A 16,457-nucleotide genomic window follows, 5' to 3' on the forward strand; every position below is an offset into this window, starting at 1 on the left:
AAATTAAAAATTTATAGAATTGTTCCACGTGGAACGTTGAAAATTTACCGTCCCATATATACCAGCAAAACCGAAATATCATTTGGACTCACACCACTAATTCTTGAAGCTTGTGAAACAGATGTAGGTTTAACCTTTTTCAATTTTTCACGTGCTTCGTAAGACATGGATTTGATCTTCGAGTAATCAAAATTCGATGGAATTTTGATACCCTCCAAACGGTTCAATTTATCGGCGTTGTTTTTTTCCTTTTCGATATAGCCGGAATATTTGATCTGAATTTCGGTCTGTTCAAGTTCCTCTTCCTTTAGATTATTTTGTTCGATAAATTCATTTACACCAGAAAAATTCCGGACATCTTCCATGGTGATATTGGGCCTGGAAAAAACCTTGAAAATTTTATCGGATTGTTTCATGGGAGAAGAATTCTTTCCCTCCAAAACAACATTTGCTTCTTCAGGAACAACACTTGTATCTTTCAAGAATGAAACGAACGAAGAAGATTTTTCTTTCTTCTCCTCCATTTTTCGAAGCCTCTTTTCCGAAGCTAAACCTATATCAAATGACTTTTGTGTCAGTCTGAAATCGGCATTATCCTGTCTTAATAAGGTTCGATATTCTGCGCGAGAAGTGAACATTCTATATGGCTCCTCTGTTCCCTTTGTAATAAGATCATCGATCAAAACACCAATATAAGCTTCGCTTCTTTGCAGTACGAATTCATCCTTTTCCTGAACTTTTAGGGCGGCATTTATACCAGCCATCAAACCTTGAGATCCTGCTTCTTCATAACCGGTTGTACCGTTGATCTGTCCGGCGAAATACAAACCTTCTATCAATTTGGTCTCTAAGGTGTGCTTCAATTGTGTAGGCGGGAAATAATCATATTCGATCGCGTAACCCGGTCTGAAGAACTTCACGTTTTCAAATCCGGGGACAGATCTCAAAGCTCTAAACTGAACATCTTCCGGAAGTGAAGTTGAGAATCCGTTTATGTACATTTCCACCGTATTCCAACCTTCAGGTTCAATGAATAATTGGTGACGATCTTTATCTGCAAAACGGTTGATCTTATCTTCTATAGAAGGACAATATCTGGGACCAATACTTTTAATTCTACCATTGAACATCGGGGACCTGTCAAAACCTTCTTTCAGCAATTCATGAACTTCAGGAGAAGTATAACTCATGTAACAGGACCTTTGTTTTTTCAATGGTGAAGTTTCATCCAAATAAGAAAATTTAGCAGGAATATCATCACCCGGTTGCTCTACCATTTTGGAATAGTCCAAAGATCTTCCATCGACTCTTGGAGGAGTTCCGGTCTTCATTCTTCCCGACTCAAAACCTATCTGAACAAGCTCTTCCGTAATTCCTGTAGCAGCTCTTTCTCCTGCCCTTCCACCTCCAAACTGTTTATCTCCAATATGGATCAAACCATTCAAAAAAGTTCCGTTGGTAAGGATAACAGATTTAGCTTTAATTTCAATTCCCAGAGAAGTTCTTACACCAACTACTTTGTCTTTTTCAATGATGAGACCGGAAACCATTTCCTGATAAAAATCAAGATTCGGAGTATTTTCCAAACGCAATCTCCAATGCTCAGCAAACATCATTCTGTCACTTTGAACCCTCGGACTCCACATTGCAGGTCCTTTGGATTTGTTCAACATTTTAAATTGAATTGCACTGGTGTCACTCACTAATCCGCTGTATCCTCCAAGGGCATCGATCTCGCGAACTATTTGTCCTTTTGCGATTCCGCCCATAGCAGGATTACAACTCATTTGAGCGATATTTTGAAGATTCATTGTAATAAGCAAGGTGCTGCTGCCCATGTTTGCAGCTGCTGCTGCAGCTTCACTTCCGGCGTGTCCCGCACCTACTACAATAACATCGTATTTCTTTTCAAACATAAATTTTCGGTCTATTGTTCCACGTGGAACATTTTCATTTTTTCCTCTTCCTTCTCTCTCATTAATTCCTGTTCTTCGGTAGTCTTGTCCTTATATCCACTAAAGTGTAAAATACCATGAACAAGCACTCTTTTCAATTCTTCTGAAAATGGAACCTTGAAGGTTTCGGCGTTTTCCTGAACCCTTTGTGTGCTGATAAAAATATCACCGTTAAGAATATTCCCAACCGTATTATCAAAACTTATAATATCTGTATAGGTATCATGATCCAAATAATCCTGATTGATCTTAAGCAGATATTCATCATCACAGAATATAAAACTTATCTCTCCGGTCTTTTTACCTTCAGAAAAAATAACTTCTTTTAACCAGTTTTCATAGAGGGTTTGATCCTCCAGTTCAAAACTATTTTCAGAATAAAAATTAATGATCTCCTCGTTCAAAATAATGCTTTACTTTTTGTCTGTAAATTTGGCGCAAAGGTAAGCTTTGTCTGTTTAAAATTTCAGTCGTATTAAAATATTCTTTGGCCTTAATAATTTGAACCTTAGTCTTATTTTCAAACCCTTCCTTACCTCTATTTGATTCCCTTTCTGGTTTTTCTCCCTGTTCTATTTCGGCATCCTCCAGATCAAGCAAATTATGTTCCAATCTTTTCATTCTTTCATAAGTCTTCCTGTCAAAACCTTTTTCCAAAAGTTGCTTTTCGATCTGTTCCATTTCCTTTTGAATTTTTCCGGATCCTGAACGACCCTCTTCCTTCAATCGTTCTTCCAGGGCTTTCCTTAATAATTGCTGTTCCTGGAAGATCCTGAAAAGTTCCTCACTGGATTCCTCAGACTCCCCTTTGGATCCCTCAGGACCTTCACCTTCCCGCTCACCCTTTTCAACACCTTTTTGCATTTGCTCGTTCAATCCTTTTTGCTTCTGAATGATATCGGGCAACTGCATTCCCTTACCGTCACCTCCTTTTCCTTTACCCATTGCCTGGGCCATCATTTGTTCCATATTTCCGAGTACACTGCTAAGAAGATAAGCCAGGTCATTGGCCCCGGTAATGACATATTGCTGACTACCGACACCTCCCCGAATTTCACTTTGAGACAATCTTTTTAAAGCCTGGTCAATATTGTAGTCAATGTCTCCGAGTTTGGAATTGATGGTCTCAGTGATCATAGGATTTCTAAGCGCTAAAGAAAACAGACTATCATCTATGTGTTCAAAATGTTCCCTTAAAACATTCTGTCTTTTCAAACTCGACGAGAAAGTCGGACTGTTTTGTCCCATTTTTCTGAAGGCTTCCATAAGTTCCTCCTGCTCGAATGAAAATGTGATCAGATTATCCAGAATTTGCCGCAGCATATCCGCGTCCTCCTGCATCTGTTCCATGCCTCCCATTTGCATTTGTTTTTTCATTTCACTGGATAGGCTTTTCATTTTTTGAGATGCGTCCTTTTGCTTTTGATTAGCATCTTTTGGTTTACCATTCTTGATATCCTCGGAAGCATTTTTTTGATCCTGCGGAATTTCTTTTTCAGAATCTTCATTCCTGCCAAGTTCCATGGGTTTCTTTAAACCTTCATTTTCATCACTTAATTTTTTAAGTTCCTCCAGAGCTTTTTCAGTTTCATTGGAAAGTGAATCCTGGGTTTGTGAAGTCTCACTATCTTCCTTCGAAAGTTCCTCTTGTTTATCGGCTAATTTTTGGAGGTCTTGAGAGATCTGTTGAAGTTTTTCCTGCACATAATATCTCTTGGTGAGTTCCAAAAGTTGTTCCAGATTTTTCTCTCGTGTCTTTGCTCCTTTTGAAAGTTCTTCCAGTTTTTCGCTCAATCCTTCTTCCTGGATCTTTTCTGAATACTTTTCGAGCTCTTTTAATAATTCCTCATTTTCCTTTAATTCCTCTTCCCTATTTTCAAGACGCTCCTGAAGATCCTGTTTCAATTCTTCATTAAAAGAATTCTCTTCCTCTTCAAGCGTCTTCTTTAATTTGTCGGTATAAGATTCCATGATCTTATTTTGCTGTTTTTGACGTTTCAAAAATTTTTCCAACCGTTTACGATCGTTAAAATTTAGTTCGGAACGTTCATTTTGCAGCCGGTTCAGTTTTTCAAGTTCCTTCTCAGATAGCTTCAGTTCCTTAATGCTTTCATCTAACGCTTTAATGGACTCTTGTTGATTTTCCAGCCTGTCGATCTTTTCTTCCTCTAAGGTTTTCCGTTTATAGCTAAAAACAGAACTTTTAGTAGATTTATAACCGTTAAGTACGTCATTATCAGTTACTTCAAAGTAAATTTGATACTCTAAACCTCTCTGAAGCTGAATAGTATCTGGAAAAACGCTTAAAAATTCCCCTACAGCCCCTTTTCCCGTCGGAATTTGCCTAACAATAGAGTTTTTAGGCTCTTCTAACGTATACGCGATCATTCGTACACGGGAAATTCCGTAGTCATCTGAGAATTTTCCGTAGAAATAGTGATCTTCCTGTTCAAGCGAATCGATCTTATGTTCTAAAGAAAGCTTCGGAAATTCATCTTTTACAACCCTCATTTGAAAGGCAAGATTTTCAAAATCTTGGACCTCACGGTTGGAAGTACTTATTTCATAATTCAGGTTATCAAACACCCTTTTTCCAATATAGAAATTATCTCCTTCCCTTTCAAAACTGACCAAGGAATCCGGCAGTTTCAAATTGACTTCTTCAGTTGAACTGGTTTGCACATACCATTCAACTTTAGTTCCTTCAGGAACGATGGCATCACCTGTTCCCTGGATCACCTTATTCTGTAAACCGGTGTGTTTCGGAAAAAGCAATTCCATCTTCAAATTTCTTATTCGCGGAACATTCACAACTTCCACGAAATAGGGTTTTGAAACTACCTTATTTCCGAAGAGATTAAATTGAAAGGATTCTGAAATATTATCGAATGTATATTTGAATACACCCGGGGAGATCCTGGTCAAAAAATAGGTTTGCCCCAGATAATTTATGGAAACATTCTCAGGTACCACCTCCCCTTCCGTCATTACATTAATGGTCAACGATTCATTCTCCCGAACCTTCAAGTTTTGATCTTTGAGATTAAAATAAAAAGGAGACGGTGGTTCATAAGCGGTTTTATAATGCACCACTCTTTCGTAGCTTCCCGAGATGACTTCTTCCCTACCGGAAATGAAAAGCAGACCGAGGATAAAAATGGGAATTGCTGCATACTTCAAATAAGGAAGATTCTTTTTGAGATCAATGGCCATTGAAAATGGTACTGGCCGTAGTTCCTTTGCCTTTTGATCGATCCCGGCAAGCAATAATTCGGTTTGACGGGAACTGTTCTTAAGCTGAAGAACATTCAGAAGTTTATCACTTACTTCAGGAAAATGATTCCCGATGATTTTAGAAGCTTCGGTATGATCGATCCCTTTCGAGATCCTGAACATCTTCAGCAGCGGGTAGACGATAAATCTTCCGAATAAAAAGACCTCCACCAGAATGAAAGCCCAGAACAAAATACTGCGTCCAGTTTGATCCAGCCAGAAGATATGCTCAATAAAAAGAGTAAGCAAAAAATACAGCAAGCCAATGGCTATAAACAAAATGAGGCCTTTCAAAAGTTCATTTAAATAGTACCTTTTTATAAAAGCCTTTAGCTTACCCGTTAAGATCTCAAAATTATCCATGCCCCCTCCTGAATTCCAATCTATTAAAAATACAATTTAAATTTCAAAGTTAAGAATACAAAGCTGAGACCAGCCTGTTTCTAAAACCTAAAGAAACCATTACCTTTGCGCTTAAAATCAGCATTTATGTCTACAGAAAAAGTTAGGGTGCGATTTGCGCCAAGCCCAACAGGCCCTTTACATATTGGAGGAGTGAGAACGGCTCTTTTCAACTACCTATACGCCAAGAAACACAAAGGGGATTTCATCCTTAGGATCGAGGATACAGACCAGGCCAGATATGTAGAAGGTGCAGAAGATTATATAGTAAATTCTCTTAACTGGTGTAACATTCCTTATGATGAAGGTCCCGGTAAGGACAAAGGTTTTGGACCTTACAGGCAAAGTGAGCGAAAACATCTTTACAGGGAATATGCTGATAAATTGATCGCTTCCGGAAATGCGTATTACGCCTTTGATACTTCGGAAGAATTGGATCACCACAGGCAGGATCATGAAGCCAACGGGAAAACATTTATATATAACTGGCACAACCGTTTGAAGCTGAATAATTCCCTTTCTCTTTCCGAAAAGGAGGTGAAACAAAAACTGGATTCCGGAGCACCTTATGTGATCAGGTTCAAGGTTCCGGAAAATGAAACTCTTCCCCTACAGGACGAGATTCGTGGCGACATGGTCATTGAAACTAAAGTTCTTGACGATAAAGTACTTTTCAAAAGCGATGGTATGCCTACTTATCACCTTGCTAACATTGTGGATGACCACCTTATGGAGATCTCACACGTAATTCGCGGAGAAGAATGGTTGCCTTCATTGGCCTTGCATGTTTTATTGTACAGAGCATTTGGATGGAAGGAGCCTAAATTTGCTCACCTTCCATTAATCCTGAAACCTCAGGGAAAAGGAAAATTAAGTAAAAGGGACGGTGATAAACTCGGATTCCCGGTATTTCCTTTACAGTGGAAAGATCCGAAATCTGGAGAGATCTCTGCAGGATACAGGGAAGATGGTTATTTCCCGGAAGCAGTCGTGAACATGCTGGCTTTGCTAGGATGGAACGAAGGTGGCGGAAGCGAGCAGGAAATGTACAGTTTAGAACAACTGGTAAAAGCATTTAGCCTGGAGCACGTTTCTAAAGGAGGTTCCAAGTTTGATCCTGAAAAAACAAAATGGTTCCAGCATCATTACATGCAGGAAGCTAACGACGACGAACTTACCGAAGAATTCAACCGATTCTTAAAAGAAAAAGGTCTTGAATTCGATAAAGCATATATTCTGAAGGTGATACAGCTTTTAAAGGAGCGTGCGACCTTTGTAAGCGACTTTTGGGAATTAGGAAGCTACTTCTTTACCGCACCTGAGAACTACGACGAAAAAGCCGCTAAAAAAGCCTGGAAAGATGATACAAGCGATATCATTGAACAGGTAAAGAACATTCTTAAAGAAACGGATGATTTCTCTGCAGAAAACATTCAGGATAAAGTAAAATCCTGGATCACTTCTGAAGAAATTGGATTTGGAAAGGTCATGCAGCCATTCAGACTTTCTCTTGTGGGAGCCATGCAGGGACCTGACGTATTCGAAATAGCATCAGCTATTGGGAAAGAAGAAACTTTAAAACGTCTGGAAAAAGCTCAGCAGACTTTATAAAATCCACTGTTTTTAAATTAAAAAGGGCCGAAAAAATGAATTTTCGGCCCTTTATTTTTGTGAGATTAATTACAAAAAGACGATCAATCCGCCGGTGACCATACTTATATGTCCGGTAAGGTTTTCAAGTTTTGGGTCCTTCTCCCCCAGTCCGTCATCGGTAAGTTTCTTAAAAATGTTATTGACTCCGTATTGATATTGAACCCATAATTTGACTTTTTCCAGTCCCCCGGCAAGGCCTATTGCCAGGTTAAAATTCAGTTTTGAAATTTCTTCCAGGTCAATAGGATTGGCTTCAAATCCTTCAATAGTAAAATATTCAGCATCCTGCCGGGCATCAAATTTTCCATTGAGTTGCAAGATGGGACCTGCATGAATGCTTAAATAATGATCTACGATCTTATAACTTCCGAAGAAATTGGCTTGAACTCCCAACATGGTAAAGGGTATTTCAGCATAAGGAGAATCGGGATCTTCATTTTCACGGCCATCCATGGTTAACTTAAGGTCATAAAAATTGATTCCGTAGATGAACATAAAATCATTGTAAAATGAATCCCAGGTAGTAAAACCTGCCGTCCAGCTGATACCCGAGGAAATTGGCAATGGTTCAGATGTTTGAATAGTAAAATGGTTAATACCAGCCTGTAAGCCCAACCGGTTGTATTCACCGTCCCAGAGCCTTTGCCCGGAGCTCATGAATGGAAGACATAAAATACCGGTCAAAATTAGGAATCTCTGTAGGTTCATGTGATGGTGGCTTTAAAATTATTAAACTAAATGTAGGAGTTTATTTATTATCTTCCCGTTAAATTAAAAAATCACCACATGATTACTACCATTTTATCAATTTTTTTGGTTTTTATTGGCTTTATAATCCTCATTTCGGGAATATTTACCGTAAAACAACAAACCGCGGCTATTTTAGAACGCTTCGGAAAATTCAGGCGGATCAGCAACAGCGGTCTGCATTTTAAAATACCTATCATCGACCAGATCGCCGGTCGTATCAACTTAAAAGTTCAGCAATTAGACGTACTGGTCGAGACCAAGACTAAAGATGACGTTTTTGTAAAATTGAAGGTTTCAGTACAATTCCAGGTTATAAGAGACCGGGTGTATGACGCTTTCTATAAGCTTGAAAACTCCCATGACCAGATCACTTCATATGTATTTGACGTGGTTCGCGCCGAAGTGCCTAAAATGAAACTGGATGACGTTTTTGAAAGAAAAGATGACATCGCAATCGCGGTGAAAAGAGAACTGAATGAGGCCATGCAGGAGTACGGATATGATATCATTAAAACCCTTGTAACCGATATAGATCCCGATATCCAGGTAAAGGCAGCAATGAACCGTATTAACGCTTCAGAAAGAGAAAAAGTAGCGGCTGAATATGAAGCTGAAGCTGAACGTATCAAGATCGTAGCCAAGGCACGTGCCGAGGCAGAAAGTAAAAGATTACAAGGTCAGGGTATTGCCGATCAAAGAAGGGAAATTGCCCGTGGACTTGAAGAAAGTGTGGATGTATTGAACAATGTAGGGATCAATTCGCAAGAAGCTTCGGCTCTTATTGTGGTGACACAGCATTACGATACGTTACAGTCTCTTGGAGAAGAGACCCAAAGTAATTTGATCCTGCTCCCAAATTCTCCCCAAACAGGAAGTGATATGTTGAACAACATGATCGCATCTTTCACGGCTTCAAATCAAATTGGGGAAGCAATGAAAAAAGATAATGCGCTCAAAGAACAAAAAAGGAAGGAAAGAATAGAGAATAAGAGAAAAAAGGATCGAGAATCGAACGAACCTAAGGATGACCAGGAAGGAGAAGAAAGGTTTTAACCGGTTCTATTTCCATTTATCTCCAATATAGCCTAAAATGGTTGTAGCACCCTTCAAAATAAGGGCATTTTTAAAGATACTTCCGGCGGCACTTTTAAGGATCCTCTTTGGCGACAAACTCTCTTTAGTTTGATTGTAGCTTAAGAGGATCATTTCTTTATCAATCTCCTTCTGAAGTTTCAATAATTTGAGATCCCGTTCTATTTCTTTAAAATTCTTATATTCTCTCATCTTCTTCAGTTATGATTTCTTCGGAAGTTAATACTGGTTCTTCTTTTACTTCTACCCTTTCCTTTTGATCAGGTTTATCGTCATTAAAGAATTTTCTGGAAACAGGTTTCAACATCATCTTATTGATGATAGAGCTTCCAAAAAAGATTATGAAGATGCCTATAAGCAGGTAGATTCCTCCTACAATAAAAAAGCCGCTGCTTGGAGAGTCCAGCCAATTACTGAGTGCTACCGAAATAGCAATAGAAAGGAACAGGATAGCGAAAAGAATAAAAAAAGCTATTGCCACAGTTTTAACTGCTGCAGTAGCTCCTTTCATCGTTTTATTAAACAGATCAAGTTTATAGTACTCCGCACTGCTTTCAGCAAAGGAGCGAATGTTCTCGTTTAACCTGTGTAAGTTATCGGATATTCTTTCGAACGCCATATTGTAATTATACTACAATATTATCTGAAGTTGAATCGGTCTCCCCTTTTCTGTCTTTTTGAAACTTTGCGTTCTGTTTTCTAAGTTCTTCCAGTTTTGCTTCAAGTCCGCTTAGGATCTCATCTGCTTTAGAACTAGCGGAAGACAGCGTCTCTTCAAGTCTGTCTTCGAAGTCCATTTTAGCTTTTTTGGCTTTCTGGCTTAGGTTAGAAGAAGTTTCCTTGTACCGTCTGTTAAGATCATCCTGAGTTTTGCGGGCGTTCTCACCTAGTTTTCTTCTGGTTTCCTCACCGCTGTCAGGTGCATATAATAATCCCAAACCTGCACCAATTGCAGCTCCGGTTAATAATGCTAAAAAGGTACTTCCTGAATTTGCCATAATATTGTTGGTTGTTAAGGTTAATACTATACTCAAATATAGAATAATGCACTCTGTCGCGCTGTTAACAACCGGTTAATATCCAAATTCCAATGCTAAAGTATTCTTAAATGGAAAAAAGTGGCAAGCTTCTAATTTTTTCCTCCGCCCCACGAATCCCTCAATGTTACCGTACGGTTGAAAACAAGCTTTTCTGGAGTGCTGTCTTTATCAACGTTAAAATATCCTATTCTTTGGAACTGAAATTGATCCAAAATTTTAGCATTTTCCAAACTTGGCTCTAAATACCCTTTTATAATCTTCAAAGATTCAGGATTCAGGAATTCGGTAAAATCCTTTTCCTTATCTGAATCTGGAGCCTCAACGGTAAACAGGCGATCATAAAGCCTTACTTCAGCTTCAATAGCATGTTTGGCCGATACCCAGTGAAGCGTTCCTTTCACCTTACGCATGGATTCTTCGGTACCACTTCCGCTTCGGCTTTTTGGATCATAAGTACAGTGAATTTCGGTAATCTCTCCGTTCTCATCTTTCACAACACTCTCTCCCTTGATGATATAAGCGTTTTTAAGACGTACTTCTTTACCCAAAGTAAGCCTGAAGAACTTGCGGTTCGCTTCTTCCTTAAAGTCCTCTCTTTCGATGTACAATTCCTTCGAGAAAGGTACTTTTCTGGACCCTGCAGCCTCATCCTCAGGATTGTTCTCTGCTTCCAGCCATTCTTCTTCCCCTTCAGGATAATTCGTGATCACCAGTTTAACAGGATCAAGAACTGCCATTACCCGCGGCGCAGTTTTATTCAGGTCTTCTCTGATGCAATATTCCAATAAGGAAACATCAACTATATTTTCCCTTTTTCCGATCCCGATGGTTTCAGCAAATTTTCGGATGGAAGCCGGCGTATATCCTCTTCTCCGAAGGGCAGAAACGGTAGGCATTCTTGGATCATCCCAAGAGGAAACAATTCCTTTCTCTACCAAATGAAGCAATTTTCGTTTACTAACAATGGTATGACTCAGGTTCCTGCGTGCAAATTCCCTTTGCTTAGGTCTGAAATCTTCAGGAGTGCTCACCTTTTCAAGGAACCAGTTATATAATTCCCGGTGAGGCAAAAATTCTAATGTACAGAAGGAATGTGAAACCGATTCAAGGTAATCACTTTGCCCATGTGCCCAGTCATAAAGCGGATAGATCATCCAGTCGTCACCGGTACGGTGGTGCTTTTTATGTAAACTTCTATACATCACAGGATCCCGCATCAGCATGTTCTTGGCAGCCATATCGATCTTGGCTCGTAAAACATGTTCTCCTTCTTTGGTTTCCCCGTTCTTCATTTTTTCAAACAGCTCCAGGTTCTCCTCTACAGATCGATTTCTGTAAGGACTGTTCTTTCCTGGTTCGGTTGGAGTTCCTTTTTGCTCTGCGATCTCAGCGGAAGTCTGACTATCTACATAGGCAAGGTCGTTCTTGATAAGGTCTACCGCCCAATCGTATAATTGCTGAAAATAATCTGAAGCGTAACATTCCTTGGCCCATTTAAATCCGAGCCATTCCACATCCCTTTTAATTGCGTCAACGTATTCCTGCTCCTCCTTAATAGGATTGGTATCATCAAACCGAAGGTTTACCGGGGCATCATACTTCTCACCCAGTCCAAAATTCAAACAAATAGAAGAGGCATGACCAATATGTAAATACCCGTTAGGCTCAGGTGGAAACCTGAATTGCAGGTCTTCCCTGTTGTAATCGTTTTTAAGATCTTCTTCTATGATTTGCTCAATAAAATTGAGAGAACGCTTTTCTTCAGACATATTTTTTTTCTTTCTGCTTTGCGGCTCAAAATTAAAGAAAATAAACATCAAAATAGCTTCTCAAAAAGATCAATAAGTTCAGGGCTTTAAGTAAAGTCTTCTCAATAGTTTTTATCTTCGCAAAAAACAGGATTATGGGAAGTATTAAGCTCAAAAATATAAAGGTCTTCGCCTACCACGGTTGTATGGATGAAGAAGGAAGAATAGGAAGTGATTATAGGGTAGATCTTACGGTTAAAGGTGATCTTTCAAATTCAGCGAAGTCAGACGCTTTAAAGGATACTATAGATTATGTACATTTAAATAAGATCGTGAAAGAAGAGATGGCAATAAGGTCAAAACTTCTGGAAACGGTGGCCGAACGTATCTTGAATCGGGTACTGGACGAGTTGTTACTGGTACAAAAAGTAACGGTTGATGTTTCAAAGATCAATCCGCCGATTGGTGGAAATGTTGAAATGGTGACTGTTAGACGCTCAAAAAGCCGATAGAATTCAATTTTCTCAATGCTTTCTAAAAAGGTAGTCTGAAAAAAGAAATTTTATTACATTTGCCTTCCCAGAAATACTGGCATCGTGGCCGAGTGGCTAGGCAGAGCTCTGCAAAAGCTTGTACAGCGGTTCGAATCCGCTCGATGCCTCAACAAAAAGCCTCCTAAAAAGGAGGCTTTTTTTGTACTTATATTTTCTTTAAAAAGTAGAACCTAAAAGGTCGTTCGGCAGTTCGCCGATTTCTAGAAGGCTATTTTGTAAGTTCTCTTGAAGTTTCTTCGGAAGGAGTAATATTATCTATCTGGTCCTGGATCTGGGATATTTCCTGAGGTACCAATCCCTGTCCTATTAAAAAGATTCCGAAGACCATCAGGATCACACTGATACCTTTTTTAACCCGGTAAATCCGGATAGGAGTTAACTTTCGGTTGAGTTTTTTGGCGGCCAGAATTTTAAAGATATCAACCACAAGATAAGTTCCTAAAACACTGCTGAAGAACACCGTGATCCTGTCAGTTTCCATTTCCATTTGCGGACCAAAAACGATGATCAATCCCAACCAGAATCCAAGGACCCCAATGTTGATGAAGTTCAGTAAAAAACCTTTAGCTGCAAGCCCCAGGTAATCTCGTTTGTTGAGCTTTTGAATCTCGGGAACTTCCTCGTGCTGCAGTACAGGCTTGGTTTGAATAAACTGAATGATTCCGTAGGTAACCAGAATACCACCTCCAAAAATAAAAAGAGCCGGATCATCTTTGATCCGGTTCAATAATTTTGTGGTACTGAAATAAGCTATTAAAAGAAAAATGATATCTGCGAAAATAACCCCTATGTCAAATGAGATCGCTGCCCTAAATCCTTTTATTGCGGCGGTTTCTAACAGAACAAAAAAAACAGGACCCAATAGAAAAGCCAGAAACAATCCTAGCGGTAGGGCTGCCAGTATATCTTGAAACATCAGGAGTTTTTAATTTTCACAAAGGTAGTATTTTACTTTATTTATAAAATTTTACCTCCTAATGTGGTTTTGTAATCTACTTTTTCAGGATTACCAAGGATCTCGATCTGTCCTCCCAGCTTTGCTGTAGCCTTGCAATAATCTGACACATGTATTTCTATCTTGGCAGCGCTACTGGCGGTTACTACGGTTTCTTTGGTCTTGAGGTTCTTACCATTAAATTGACCTGCGGTATTGGCTTCGACTTCTAAACTTTCGGATTTTCCCCTAACATTGACAATGCCCCCAGTAATGGCCTTGGCCTTAATGTTTTCAGACTTTACTTCCGCATAAATGGCTGCACCTTCCTGGGCTCTTAATTCCGAAAAATCTGCTTTTAAGGTACCTTTCGTTTTTACGATTGATCCCTCATTAGCGTCGATAGTTTCAATTGTATTCCCGTAAACCGTGATCAAGGTATTGTCATTTGACCAGATATTGTCCAGGGTCAACCTGATCTCTAATCTGTCTTCTACCACCTGGTACTTCACTTTTTCCTTGCTGTGACCTGTAATTTCAATTTTGTTTTCTGAAGCAGGTACAACGATGACCTCAATTCCGTTAAAGGTCTTTACTTCAGTAAAATCATTTAAATCATCTGTGATCTCTTGTGCAGCCAGCTGTATGCTAAAAAGCCCAAATATCAACAGGCTTAAAAATGTCATTTTTCTATTCATTCTCAACTTCATGTTTTGATCCAATTAGATTAAAATCAAGGTGTCTTTTCACAAGGTCTGCATTCTTTACACGCACATAGACCTCATCACCTAATTGATATACTTTTTTAGTTTTTCTACCTACAATGGCGTAATTGTCTTCATCAAAATCATAATGATCCTCCCTGATATCTCTTAGACGTACCATTCCCTCACATTTATTTGAAATGATCTCAATATAAATACCCCATTCAGTTACGCCCGATATAACGCCGAGGAATTGTTCGTCATTGTGATCCTGCATATATTTAATCTGCATGTATTTGATGGAATCACGTTCTGCGTTGGTTGCCAGGCCTTCCATCTGACTACTGTGCTGACATTTCTCCTCATATTCTTCCTCTTTAGCCGAATCATTACCATCCAGATAATGCTGTAAAAGGCGGTGAGCCATAACATCAGGATAACGACGTATAGGTGAGGTAAAATGAGAATAATGACCGAAAGCAAGCCCGTAATGACCAATATTCTCGGTGCTGTAATACGCTTTGCTCATGGTCCTGATCGCTAAAGTGTCAACAAGATTTTGCTCTTTGGTTCCCTGTACATCTTCTAACAGTTTATTCAGGGATTGACTCACGCTTTTATGATCTTTCAAATTCAGTTTATGCCCAAATTTAGAAACCAGGGATTGTAAAGCGGCTAGTTTTTCATCATCAGGATCATCGTGACAACGGTAAACAAAGGTCTTTTTCGGTTTCTGTTTTCCAATGAACTCAGCCACTTTTTTATTTGCAAGCAACATGAATTCTTCAATTAGCTTATTGGCGTCTTTTGAAGTCTTAAAGAAAACTCCAATAGGTTCGTTATGAGCATCCAACTGGAATTTAACTTCCACTTTATCAAAGGAAATGGCACCATCTTTCATACGTTTTTTACGCATGATCTTGGCCAAATCATCCATTTTCAGTACTGCAGATACGATGGCATCATCTGCCCTGTACGTTTCACCGGTTAAGGAGATGTCGGCAGGAATTTCTCCGCCTGTAGTTTCAATGATGTACTGTGCTTCTTCATACGCAAAACGAGCATCGGAATAAGTTACTGTCCTCCCAAACCACTGGTCCAGGATCTCAGCTTTATCATTGATTTTAAAAACAGCGGAAAAAGTGTACTTCTCTTCATTTGGTCGAAGAGAACAGGCATTGTTGGAAAGAACTTCCGGAAGCATTGGTACAACCCTGTCTACTAAATAAACCGAAGTAGCCCTGTTATAAGCCTCCTCGTCAAGTATGGTACCGGGCTTTACGTAATGGGAAACATCGGCAATGTGAATTCCAATTTCGTAGTTACCATCTTCAAGTTCTTTAAAACTCAAGGCGTCATCAAAATCTTTCGCGTCTTTAGGATCGATAGTGAAGGTAAGCGTATCCCGCATATCCCTTCTCTTCTTAATTTCTGAAGCTTGTATGGAGGTGTCAAGTTTATCTGCGAATTCCTCTACTTCAGTAGGAAATTCATGAGGGAGTCCATATTGAGCCAGAATGGCATGGATCTCAGTCTGATGTTCTCCGGGAGTTCCAAGTACCTGAACGATCATTCCGAAAGGAGAATCTGCTTTTTCGGGCCATTCTTCCATCTCGACCACTACTTTATCACCGTCTTTTGCTTCACCAATTTTATTCTTTTGAACAAAAATATCGGTGTACATTTTAGCATCGGGAATAGCAACAAAACCAAAGTTCTCTTTCAATTGAAGAACCCCTACAAAACGGGTTTTCTTTCGAGTAATTACTTTAGTAACCTCTCCTTCAGGTTTTTTATTTTTTCTTCTTTTGTAAACATATATCTCAACCTCATCCCCGTCTAAAGCTTTATTGAGGCTGTTTGACGGAATAAACACATCGTCTTCCAATTCCTCAACTACAACATAACCGCTACCTTTTGCAGTCATATCCAAGTAGCCACGGTAATAATCTACGGTCGATACCAAACGGTATTTCCCTTTTTCTACTTCTTCAATTTTTTTCTTAGCAGCCAGCTGGGCCAGAGTCCTGATAATTTTATTTCGATTAGTAGGATCATCAACCCCAATTTTTGCAGCAATCTGCTTGTAATTAAATGGTTTACCCGAATCTTTTCTTAAGATCGCAAGAATCGTCTTGGTTACATTTTCCAGGTTTGCCGACTTATTTCCTTTTTTCTTCTTTCTTGTCATTGTTTAATTTAAGCTATAAAATTAAGCCTTATATCTTAGTTCTCATGAACTATACATTAATATTTGATTAAGCTTATAAAATAAAGGAGGATTTAGAGTGATTCTTTTCGAATCATCTATCATTTTTTTGGATATCTTAACATTATTATTGCTTTATCTTA

Annotated in this window: 14 protein-coding genes and 1 tRNA gene; 4 read left to right on the plus strand and 11 right to left on the minus strand. The window is 39.1% G+C overall.

The genetic code is table 11. From position 1 onward, the window contains the following. Positions 1–44 precede the first annotated feature (44 nt). Genes mnmG through ACFQ1G_RS10570 form a run of 3 tightly spaced genes read right to left on the minus strand, consistent with a single transcriptional unit; the run spans position 45 to position 5,522 of the window. Complete coding sequence (gene mnmG / locus ACFQ1G_RS10560; RefSeq protein WP_380739347.1) at positions 45–1,916, minus strand: tRNA uridine-5-carboxymethylaminomethyl(34) synthesis enzyme MnmG; 1,872 nt, start codon at positions 1,914–1,916, stop codon at positions 45–47. 11 nt (positions 1,917–1,927) lie between these two features. Further along, positions 1,928–2,359, minus strand: a complete 432-nt coding sequence (gene ybeY / locus ACFQ1G_RS10565) for an rRNA maturation RNase YbeY (protein WP_380739349.1) — start codon at positions 2,357–2,359, stop codon at positions 1,928–1,930. Continuing rightward, the gene (locus ACFQ1G_RS10570; RefSeq protein WP_380739351.1) at positions 2,340–5,522 is read right to left on the minus strand and encodes a hypothetical protein; all 3,183 of its coding nucleotides are present in this window, start codon (positions 5,520–5,522) and stop codon (positions 2,340–2,342) included. Before ACFQ1G_RS10570 ends, ybeY begins: the two co-directional genes overlap by 20 nt. Positions 5,523–5,717: 195 nt before the next feature. Here ACFQ1G_RS10570 and gltX point away from each other — a divergent pair, with 195 nt between their 5' ends. Beyond that, positions 5,718–7,241: a glutamate--tRNA ligase gene (gltX, locus tag ACFQ1G_RS10575; RefSeq protein WP_380739353.1), complete on the plus strand. Its 1,524-nt coding sequence runs from the start codon at positions 5,718–5,720 to the stop codon at positions 7,239–7,241. A gap of 69 nt (positions 7,242–7,310) precedes the next feature. On the opposite strand, the gene ACFQ1G_RS10580 is transcribed toward gltX, so the two are convergent. Continuing rightward, positions 7,311–7,991: a hypothetical protein gene (locus ACFQ1G_RS10580; protein WP_380739355.1), complete on the minus strand. Its 681-nt coding sequence runs from the start codon at positions 7,989–7,991 to the stop codon at positions 7,311–7,313. A gap of 78 nt (positions 7,992–8,069) precedes the next feature. Here ACFQ1G_RS10580 and ACFQ1G_RS10585 point away from each other — a divergent pair, with 78 nt between their 5' ends. Then, positions 8,070–9,086 carry an SPFH domain-containing protein gene (locus ACFQ1G_RS10585; RefSeq protein WP_380739357.1) on the plus strand — a complete coding sequence of 339 codons (1,017 nt, stop codon included), beginning with the start codon at positions 8,070–8,072 and terminating at the stop codon, positions 9,084–9,086. Positions 9,087–9,092: 6 nt separating this feature from the next. On the opposite strand, the gene ACFQ1G_RS10590 is transcribed toward ACFQ1G_RS10585, so the two are convergent. The 4 genes from ACFQ1G_RS10590 to ACFQ1G_RS10605 form a co-directional block, all read right to left on the minus strand. Then, a complete protein-coding gene (locus ACFQ1G_RS10590; RefSeq protein WP_380739358.1) occupies positions 9,093–9,317 on the minus strand; it encodes a DUF6327 family protein in 225 nt (74 codons plus the stop codon). Then, positions 9,304–9,744, minus strand: a complete 441-nt coding sequence (locus tag ACFQ1G_RS10595) for a phage holin family protein (protein ID WP_380739360.1) — start codon at positions 9,742–9,744, stop codon at positions 9,304–9,306. The genes ACFQ1G_RS10590 and ACFQ1G_RS10595 overlap by 14 nt, the downstream gene beginning before the upstream one ends. Positions 9,745–9,751: 7 nt before the next feature. Next, positions 9,752–10,123, minus strand: a complete 372-nt coding sequence (locus tag ACFQ1G_RS10600) for a YtxH domain-containing protein (RefSeq protein WP_380739362.1) — start codon at positions 10,121–10,123, stop codon at positions 9,752–9,754. A gap of 131 nt (positions 10,124–10,254) precedes the next feature. Continuing rightward, positions 10,255–11,934 carry a glutamine--tRNA ligase/YqeY domain fusion protein gene (locus ACFQ1G_RS10605; protein WP_380739364.1) on the minus strand — a complete coding sequence of 560 codons (1,680 nt, stop codon included), beginning with the start codon at positions 11,932–11,934 and terminating at the stop codon, positions 10,255–10,257. A 134-nt stretch (positions 11,935–12,068) separates the two neighbouring features. Between ACFQ1G_RS10605 and folB the strand changes: the two genes are divergently transcribed. Further along, positions 12,069–12,425, plus strand: a complete 357-nt coding sequence (folB, locus tag ACFQ1G_RS10610) for a dihydroneopterin aldolase (RefSeq protein WP_380739366.1) — start codon at positions 12,069–12,071, stop codon at positions 12,423–12,425. Positions 12,426–12,503: 78 nt separating this feature from the next. Then, a tRNA-Cys gene (locus ACFQ1G_RS10615) sits at positions 12,504–12,574 on the plus strand. Between the two features lie 101 nt (positions 12,575–12,675). Here ACFQ1G_RS10615 and ACFQ1G_RS10620 read toward each other — a convergent pair. The 3 genes from ACFQ1G_RS10620 to rnr are packed head-to-tail and all read right to left on the minus strand — an operon-like array spanning position 12,676 to position 16,296. Next, positions 12,676–13,383 carry a LysE family translocator gene (locus tag ACFQ1G_RS10620; RefSeq protein WP_380739368.1) on the minus strand — a complete coding sequence of 236 codons (708 nt, stop codon included), beginning with the start codon at positions 13,381–13,383 and terminating at the stop codon, positions 12,676–12,678. A 41-nt stretch (positions 13,384–13,424) separates the two neighbouring features. After that, positions 13,425–14,099 (minus strand): head GIN domain-containing protein, encoded by a 675-nt coding sequence (locus ACFQ1G_RS10625; RefSeq protein ID WP_380739370.1) that lies wholly within the window; start codon positions 14,097–14,099, stop codon positions 13,425–13,427. Next, entirely contained in the window at positions 14,092–16,296 is a 2,205-nt protein-coding gene (gene rnr / locus ACFQ1G_RS10630) for a ribonuclease R (RefSeq protein WP_380739372.1), read from the minus strand. Before rnr ends, ACFQ1G_RS10625 begins: the two co-directional genes overlap by 8 nt. Positions 16,297–16,457: the final 161 nt, after the last annotated feature.

The sequence above is a fragment of the Salinimicrobium gaetbulicola genome (genome assembly GCF_042676025.1).
Taxonomy (GTDB): Bacteria; Bacteroidota; Bacteroidia; order Flavobacteriales; family Flavobacteriaceae; genus Salinimicrobium; species Salinimicrobium gaetbulicola.